Origin of the sequence: Catellatospora sp. KI3, from assembly GCF_029948125.1 — a bacterium.
Lineage (GTDB): Bacteria > Actinomycetota > Actinomycetes > Mycobacteriales > Micromonosporaceae > Catellatospora.
Map to the genome: position 1 here is coordinate 19,911 of NZ_JASAMB010000046.1, position 7,691 is coordinate 27,601.

At 75.0% G+C, this 7,691-nt stretch carries 4 protein-coding genes and 1 pseudogene; 3 read left to right on the forward strand and 2 right to left on the reverse strand.

Features of this window, described 5'->3' with window-relative positions; genetic code table 11:
- Positions 1–368: 368 nt before the first annotated feature.
- Positions 369–1,811: a hypothetical protein gene (locus QEZ54_RS35490; RefSeq protein ID WP_281309172.1), complete on the reverse strand. Its 1,443-nt coding sequence runs from the start codon at positions 1,809–1,811 to the stop codon at positions 369–371.
- 230 nt (positions 1,812–2,041) lie between these two features.
- On the opposite strand from QEZ54_RS35490, the gene QEZ54_RS35495 reads away from it, so the two are divergent.
- From QEZ54_RS35495 to QEZ54_RS35505, 3 genes are read left to right on the forward strand one after another with little or no spacing between them, the layout of a single operon-like run.
- Entirely contained in the window at positions 2,042–3,925 is a 1,884-nt protein-coding gene (locus QEZ54_RS35495; protein ID WP_281309173.1) for a glycosyltransferase, read from the forward strand.
- Positions 3,922–5,511 (forward strand): glycosyltransferase, encoded by a 1,590-nt coding sequence (locus QEZ54_RS35500; RefSeq protein WP_281309174.1) that lies wholly within the window; start codon positions 3,922–3,924, stop codon positions 5,509–5,511. The genes QEZ54_RS35495 and QEZ54_RS35500 overlap by 4 nt, the downstream gene beginning before the upstream one ends.
- Positions 5,512–5,524: 13 nt before the next feature.
- Complete coding sequence (locus tag QEZ54_RS35505; RefSeq protein ID WP_281309175.1) at positions 5,525–7,489, forward strand: hypothetical protein; 1,965 nt, start codon at positions 5,525–5,527, stop codon at positions 7,487–7,489.
- Between the two features lie 6 nt (positions 7,490–7,495).
- Here the strand turns inward: QEZ54_RS35505 and QEZ54_RS35510 are convergent.
- A pseudogene (locus QEZ54_RS35510) lies at positions 7,496–7,691 on the reverse strand (nucleotide sugar dehydrogenase); the annotation flags it as partial.

Consider the following 7,691-nt stretch of genomic DNA (forward strand, 5'->3'; position numbering starts at 1 on the left):
CCCGAGGGCGTAAGGCCGGGTTAGGTCGTTCCCCTGCCCACCGTTCCTCTTGCCCCGGAGAGTGACCGCTGGCGCCGATCTTCGCGGCGCCGGCTCGGCATGATCACGGTCTACGGTCGGAACCTGGCCTGGAACAGCGCCTTTTGGCCGCGCATAGTGATCTACGCGGTGCCAAGCTGGCGAGATCACCGTCCGAGGTCGGAAAGCCGGCCCGTGCCGGATCTTGGGCGGCGGTAGGGCGGCCGGCCGCGACGCCTGCGGTGCGAAGGTCGTCCTGGCCGGGCCGGAGAGTGACCGCTGGCGCGGATCTTCGTGGCGCCGGAACGTCGAACCGTTGGCGACGGGACATGGCTGCGGGGTGTCGGTGACTACGGGGTGTGGAACCAGGTGTGGCGGACGGGGAGGTCGTCGGGGAGGGGGAGGTGGGCCTGCTGCTCCCAGGCCTCGACGACCAGGTCGTGGCAGCCCTGGGCGGTGGCCGCGGCGACCGCGCCGACCGAGGCGGCCGCAGGCTCGGCCCCGTCGTGGCGCAGCAGGCGCAGCGGCCAGACCGGCCGGACGGGTTCGCCGCCGGCCGTGGTGAACAGCAGCGGCGGCTGGAAGGTCAGCTCGCGGTCGTCGCCGTCGGCGACCAGGTCGCCGGGTTCGAGGAACGGGTACGCCCGCCACTCCAGCAGCACCGCCAGCGGCATCTCGTACGGGTCGAACTCGCCCGCCGCGTGGCCGCCCGGGGTGGCGGGGCGTCCGGCGGGCAGCATCGCCATGGCGGTGAGCTGCTGCTCGGCCGGTTTGTCGAACCAGTTCTGCCGCCCCGGCGTGAACGTGTACGCCCGCAGCACGTAGGCGCGCAGCGCGGCCACGCCGACGCGGACCCGCTCGCCCACCGCCGCCTGGCCGGGGGCGGGCCGCAGCTGCACCGGATACCAGGTCTCGGCCGGGTCGTGGGCGAAGCCGGGCAGCTCGTCGCCGGTGCCGGGGCGGCCGGTCCAGGGCCAGCTCACCCAGGTGCGGTCGCGGTCGCGCCGGACGACCTCGGCGTCGCCGAAGGGGCAGTCGACGGTCACCACGTCGCCGGGGCGGGCGGTGAACGGGACGGCGTTGCCGGTGGTGCCGTGGTATCCGGCGAGTGCGGCGCCGTGGCCGGAGCCGGCCGCGACGATGCGGGAGTACGCCGCGGGCGGGTGCTCGCCGCAGTCCGGGTGCCGCAGCGGCGGCGGCACCCGCAGCAGTTGCGCCGGGTCCATCCGCAGGGCCCAGCCCTGCCCGGCGGAGACGGCCCGGGCCAGGGCGGCGAGCTCGGCCGGGTCGTGGTCGAGCCGCCGGGCCCGTTCCCGCTGCTCGGCCGGGTTGCCGGCGGCGAGCAGGCTGGCGGCGGCGAGCTGCAGCTCCACCTCGCGGGCGTGCCAGCCGCCGGTGTCGCCGGTGAGGTGGTCGAGGTGCTGCCACAGGGCGTCGGCGGCGTGGCTGATCCGGTGCGGGTCGGGGTGGCCGCCGTCGGGGGGCAGGCTGGTCCAGGCGCAGTAGAGGACGAGGTCGGCCAGGTCGGCGTGCTCGCCGGTGCGCTCGGGGCGCATCATCGCCTTGAGGCGGCGGCGCAGGTTGGCGGGGTCGACCCGTACCCCCGCGGTCATGGCGGTGACCGCCTGGCGGCAGTCGCGGAACAGGGCCAGGTGCGGGTCGGGTGCCAGCAGCTCCATCAGCGGGGCGGCCCGGTGCAGCACGCCGTCGGCGTACCAGGGCGCGGCCTGCGGGGGCATCGCGTCGCACAGCTGGGCAAGCTGCTGCATCCGGCTGCGGAGCGAGGTGTCCACGCTTGTTCTCCAGCGGGCTGGCGGGGGTCGGTTCGAGGCTGGACGGTACGCGCCCGGACGGCCATCCTCAAGATCCAAGGTGGGGCTTTCCACCTGATCGTTCGGGCTGTTCGGCATGGGCCGGAGGCCGGATAGCATGGTCGTTCGCGAACCGGTGCGGACCGGCGCGCGTGTTAGCATGCCCCGGCATTCGGCGCCGGGCACCAGGCGGGCCAGATCGAGGAGGCGGCGTGCGGCGAGCGGCCAGGCAGTCAAACGGCAAGGGCCAGTCCGCGCTTCCGCAGGCCCGGCTGCGCAGCCGGGTCCGCGGCACCCTCCGCAAGATCAAGAATCGGCTGAACGCCGGGTCGCGCCCGGCGCTGGCGCAGTGGACCGGCGCCCTCGGCGGCGCCCCCGACGCCTCGGGGCTGCTGACCCGCGACGGCGACCGGGTCCGGATCGCCGCGAAGTCCGCCGCGCAGGTGCGCGCGAAGCTGTGGGACGGGCTGATGCCCGGCAAGGCCAGCCAGGTCGAGATCGCGGTCGCGGACTGGGCGCCGCCGATGCCGCACTGGTCGGGGCGGCTCGGCACGCTGCCGGGGCTGCTGTCGTACCAGGTGAATCTGCCCCGCGAAGGTGGCGCCGCCTCCGTCTGCGTGACGCTGGCCGAGCCGCTGCCCCTGCTGCGGGTGGTGCCCGCGCTGCTGGCGGTGCTGGCCCCGTGGCATCCGCTGCCCGCGGTGGTCAGCGTCGACGTGGCGGTCGACGGCAGCCCGGTGCCCTGGCTGCGGCCGGACACGTCCGTGCTGACCCTCTCTCCCGAGCAGACCGAGGGCGTCCTCCGGCCGTACGACGTCTCGCTGACCGGCTCCGGCACCGCGGCTCCGGCCATCGGGGTGGCGCTGACCGGCAGCCGGTTCGAGATCGCGCCGGTCGGCGGGGTCGCGCGGGTGGTCGTCGACGCCGTCTCGGCGTCCCCGCTGGGCCGCCCACGGCACGACCCGGCGCAGCCCGTCGGTGAACTGCGCCTCGCGTCCACCGACAACGGTGCCTGGTGGGAGCTGCGCGGCGACGGCAAGGTGCTGACCGCGGGCCGCGTCGGCGACCCGCTCGACGGCGACCAGAGCGCGGTGCTCAACGCCCTCGCCGGTGCCCGGCTGGTCGAGGGCGCGCAGGTGCCCGCCTCGGCGCAGGCCGCGGCGCTGGCCCAGCTCGCCATGACCGGACTGGTGCTGTCGGCCCCGCGGCTGCCCGCCGAGGCGGCGTCGCTGCTGTCGGCCGACCTGGTCAAGATATTCTCCGGCGACCTGCCGGGCGCGGGTGCCGACGGGCTCCTCTGGGAGACGCGCGGCGTGGCCCAGCGGCGGGCGGCGATGCGCGGCCACGCCACCGGGTTCGCGCTGCCCGCGGCCACCACCGGGGCGTACCCGTCGCTGTCGCGGCCGCCGTCGGTGACGGCGCTGCTGGTGACCCGGCGGCCCGACTACCTCCGGCAGGCGCTGGCGATGATGGCCGCGCAGACCTACCCGGAGCTGGACGTCATCGTCGGCCTGCACAACTGCGAGCTGTCGCCCGCGCAGCACGAGGAGCTGACGTCGTCGCCGCTGCCCGTGCGGGTGGTGGCGCTGCCCCGGGAGCTGACCTTCGGCGAGGCGATCGGCGCGACGACCGCGCTGGCCACCGGCAGCCTGGTCACCAAGGTCGACGACGACGACCGGTACGGGCCCGAGCACATCTGGGACCTGGTGCTGGCCCGGCACTACTCCGGCGCGAACGTCGTCGGCAAGGGCGCCGAGTTCGTCTACCTCGCGCCGTACGACACCACGGTGCGCCGGACGATGGGCCAGGAACTCTACGACGGCGTGGTGGCCGGCGGCACGATGCTGATGTCCCGGGGCGACCTGGAGGCGGTCGGCGGCTGGCGGCCGGTGGCACGCTCGATCGACCGCGCCCTGCTGGACCGGGTGCTGCGCGACGGCGGCCTGGTCTACCGCACCCACGCCATGGGCTTCCTCTACACCCGGCACAACGACGGCCACACCTGGGACCCGGGCCTGGACTACTTCCTGCAGGGCGACGGCCGCACCTGGCAGGGCACCCCGCCGTACGACGAGTTCGCGACCCCCGCCGCATGAGCGCCCACGCCGTGCCGAGGGTCGTGCGCAACGACTGGTCCAGCGTGAGCGTGCCCGAGCTGGGCGCGTGGACGCCGACGATGACGGTGACCGTGGTCGTCCCGGCGTACAACAACCAGGAGAAGCTGGACGTCGTCCTGGCCGCGCTGACCCGGCAGACGTACCCGGCGCACCTGCTGGACGTGGTGGTGGTCGACGACGGGTCGCAGCCGCCGCTGCACCTGCCCGGGATCCGGCCCGAGCGCACCCGGCTGCTGTGGGGCCCGGACTACTCCACGAGCTGGGGCTGCAGCAACGCGGGCGACATCGCGGCGCGGGCGGCCGAGGGCGACATCATCCAGCGGCTCGACTCCGACATGCTGGTCTACCCCGAGCACGTCGAGGCGCAGGCCCGCTGGCACCACGTCCTGCCGTACGCGGTGACGCTGGGCACCAAGCGCATGATCGACACGGCGCCGGGCTCGGTGAGCTGGCCGACGCCGGAGAAGGTGGCCTCGATCCGGTCCATCCACGACCTGTTCGACTACGCCGCCAGCGAGCCGCACGACTACATCGAGAAGATCCTGCGCGGCACCGACGACCTGCGCGCCGGCGACCACCTGAACTTCATGGCGCACGTCGGGGCGACCTGGGCGATGCGCCGCGACCTCTACCACCTGTCCGGCGGCACCGACAACCTGCTGCGCCTGGGCGAGGACAACGAGTTCGCGTACCGGCTGCACCAGGTCGGGGCGGTGTTCATCCCGGAGTGGGAGGCGCGCAGCTGGCACCTGGGCCTGACGCACATGATGCAGCAGGCGGCGCAGCTGCGCCGGTACAACCGGCCGTTCCTGGCCGAGCAGATGCCGTACCCGCGCTGGCTGCGCAAGGTCGGCGGCTCGGCGTGGAAGGTGCCGCTGGTGACGGCGGTCGTGGAGGTCGACGGGCAGCCGCTGGAGCTGGTCCGGGCCTGCGTCGACGCGCTGCTGCGCGGTAGTGAGCAGGACCTGCGGGTGCGGCTGGTCGGCCGGTGGGACGAGCTCACCGAGGAGCGGCAGAGCGTGCTGCGCGATCCGCTGCTGGAGCTGCGGCTGATCGGCGCGACGTACCGGTCGGACCCGCGGGTGTCGCTGGTGACCGACGTGCCGGAGTCGGTGTTCCCGTCGGCGCACCTGCTAGAGGTGCCGGTCACCGCCGGGTTCTCCCGCTCGGCGCTGGGGCGGCTGGTCGACGAGGCCGACCAGCACCAGGTCGGGCTGGTCGAGGTGGCCGGGCCCGCGCCGGTGCGGCTGTGGCGCACCGCCGCGCTGGGCCGGATCGCCTGGTTCGACGTCGGTGCGCCGCGCGCCCAGGCCGTCACCGAGGTGTACGGCGCCCGTACGCTCACCGCGGCCGAGGCGGGCGTGTCGGACCTGTCCGCGGTGCCGTTGGAGCTGCTCGACGAGGGTGTGGCCGGGCTGAAGCAGAGCGACCCCGGCAAGTGGCTGCCCGCCACGGTGCAGGTCGGCGGGCTGCGCTCGCTGGCCCAGGCGACCGCGCTGGTCGGCCGGCTGTCCGCGGCCCGCGCCAAGGCGAAGATCCGGCGACTGAGCGTACGCCGCAAGTAGGGAAGGACGTTCCATGCAGGCGAGCGCGCCGCAGGACACCCGGGTGGTGCTGCTGCAGGAGCAGGGTTGGCCCCGGGCGGCCGGGGTGTGCTGCTGGCGTCGCGGCGTACGGGACGCGTTCGCCGCCGCCGGAGCCAAGGTGGACGAGGTCGGCGCGCTGACCCCGCCCCGGCCCGAGCCGTCGGCGGGCGCCCGCGGCACCGCGCGGCTGGGTTGGCTGCCCGGCCCGGTCCGCCGTCCCGTCGGCTTCGCCTACCGGGGCTCGCGCTACGTGGCCCGCAACGTCGCCGCGCAGGCCTCCGAGCTGCGCAACCGGGCGAAGTCGGCCGAGGAGCACCGCCGCCTGGCCGCCCGGATCGGCCGCCCGGCGCTGGTGCTGGCCGAGTCGCCCGCGCTGGCGGCGCTGGCCGTGGCCGCCGGGGTGCCCGCCGCCCGGATCTGGGTGCTGGCGCTGCCGACGACGCGGCTGTACCACGACGACCCCTCGGTGTTCGGGCAGCTGATCGCGCAGCTCGCGCCGTCGGTGGGCGGGTTCGTCACCGACAGCGAGACGGCCCGCGAGTCGGTCGAGCGCGCCGCCTCCCCGGCCCGGCCGCAGGTGCTGATCTACCCGCCCCTGGCCGCCGATGAGCCCTGCCCCGACTGCGGCACGGCCGCTCCGGGCACCGGCTACGACGAGCCGGGGCAGCTGGCGACCTGGCGCGGCCTGCTGGACCAGGGCGGTGGCGCGGCCGCGTACTCGTTCGCGGCCGACCGGGCGCCCCGGGCGGGCCGGACCTGGGCCCGCGGCGACCGGTGGGACTGGACCCAGTCCGAGCGCGACAGCTCCTGGGACCTGCCCGCCGGGCACGAGGACCCGTGGACGGTCCAGGCCCAGCGGGACGCCGCCCGCGCGGTGCTGGCCGCCGCGCTGCCCATGAGCCCGGCGGTGCCGCGGCCGCGGCGCCGCACCCTGATCGCCGGGTACGACCTCAAGTTCGCCCGGGAACTGGCCAGCCGCCTGGACAACCGCACCGATCTCAGCGTGGACCTCGACGAGTGGGCGCGGCTGGGCACGCCCACCCCGCAGACGCCGCAGCTGCTTCGGCAGGCCGACGCCGTGCTCGCCGAGTGGGCCCGGCCCAGCGCGGCCTGGCTGTCGCGGCACAAGCGCCCCGGCCAGACCCTGGTCGTCCGCCTGCACCGCTACGAGCTGGACATGCGGTACCCGCACGAGATCGACATGGACCAGGTCGACGCGGTGGTCTACGTGTCGCCGCCGATCTTCGGCCGCATCCGCGACGAGCTGGGCTGGCCTGCCGAGAAGCTGGTCTACATCCCGAACCTGGTCGACGTCGACTGGCTGGACCGGCCGAAGCTGCCCGGGGCCCGGTTCGGCATCGGGGTGGCCGGGGTCGACTTCGTGAACAAGCGCTTCGACTTCATGCTCGACGTGCTGGCCCGGGTGCGCCGCGAGGACCCCCGGTTCACCATGTACGTCCGCACCACCCTGCCCTGGCAGCACGCCGTCGCCTGGACCCGCCCGGAGGAGCACGAGTACGTCGGCTGGTACATGGAGCGGATCGAGCGCGATCCGCTGCTGCGCGGCGGCGTCGTCTTCGACATGCCCGGCCGGGACATGGCGAGCTGGTACCGCAAGATCGGCCAGACGCTGTCAACCAGCGACATCGAGAGCTTCCACCTGGCCGCGGCCGAGGGCATGGCCTCCGGCGCGGTGCCGGTCATCCGCCCGTGGCCGGGTGCGCGCGAGATCTACTCGGCGGAGTGGATCCAGCCGTCCGTGGACGACGCGGCGGCCATGGTGCTGCGCAACGCCGACCCCGATGTGTGGGAGCAGCGGCGCACCCGGGCTAAGGCGGAGATCCGGGCCGCGGTGGACCCGGTCGCCGCTGTCGCCGCCTGGGCGGACCTGCTGCACGGGGACGTGCGGCAGGCCCGGACCTACTTCGGGTCGTACGTGCCCGGGGCGGGTGCCTGACCCGGCTCAGAGCCGGTGGGCGTCCTCGGTCGTGGTGGCGCCCCGGGTGTCGAAGAAGCGCTGGGCCAGCGACGCGAGGTGGTCCACGTCGTACTGGCGGTGCTGCTGGACGAGGATGACCAGGTCGGCTCCGGCCACGGCGGCCTCGAGGTCGTCGGCGCGCAGGACCTCGACGCCGTTGACGTCCCAGTGCTGCACGTAC

Bases quoted from the DNA above. Each gene is read 5' to 3' on its own strand.
- QEZ54_RS35500 (WP_281309174.1), top strand. From the start codon at position 3,922: ATGAGCGCCCACGCCGTGCCGAGGGTCGTGCGCAACGACTGGTCCAGC.
- QEZ54_RS35505 (WP_281309175.1), top strand. From the start codon at position 5,525: ATGCAGGCGAGCGCGCCGCAGGACACCCGGGTGGTGCTGCTGCAGGAG.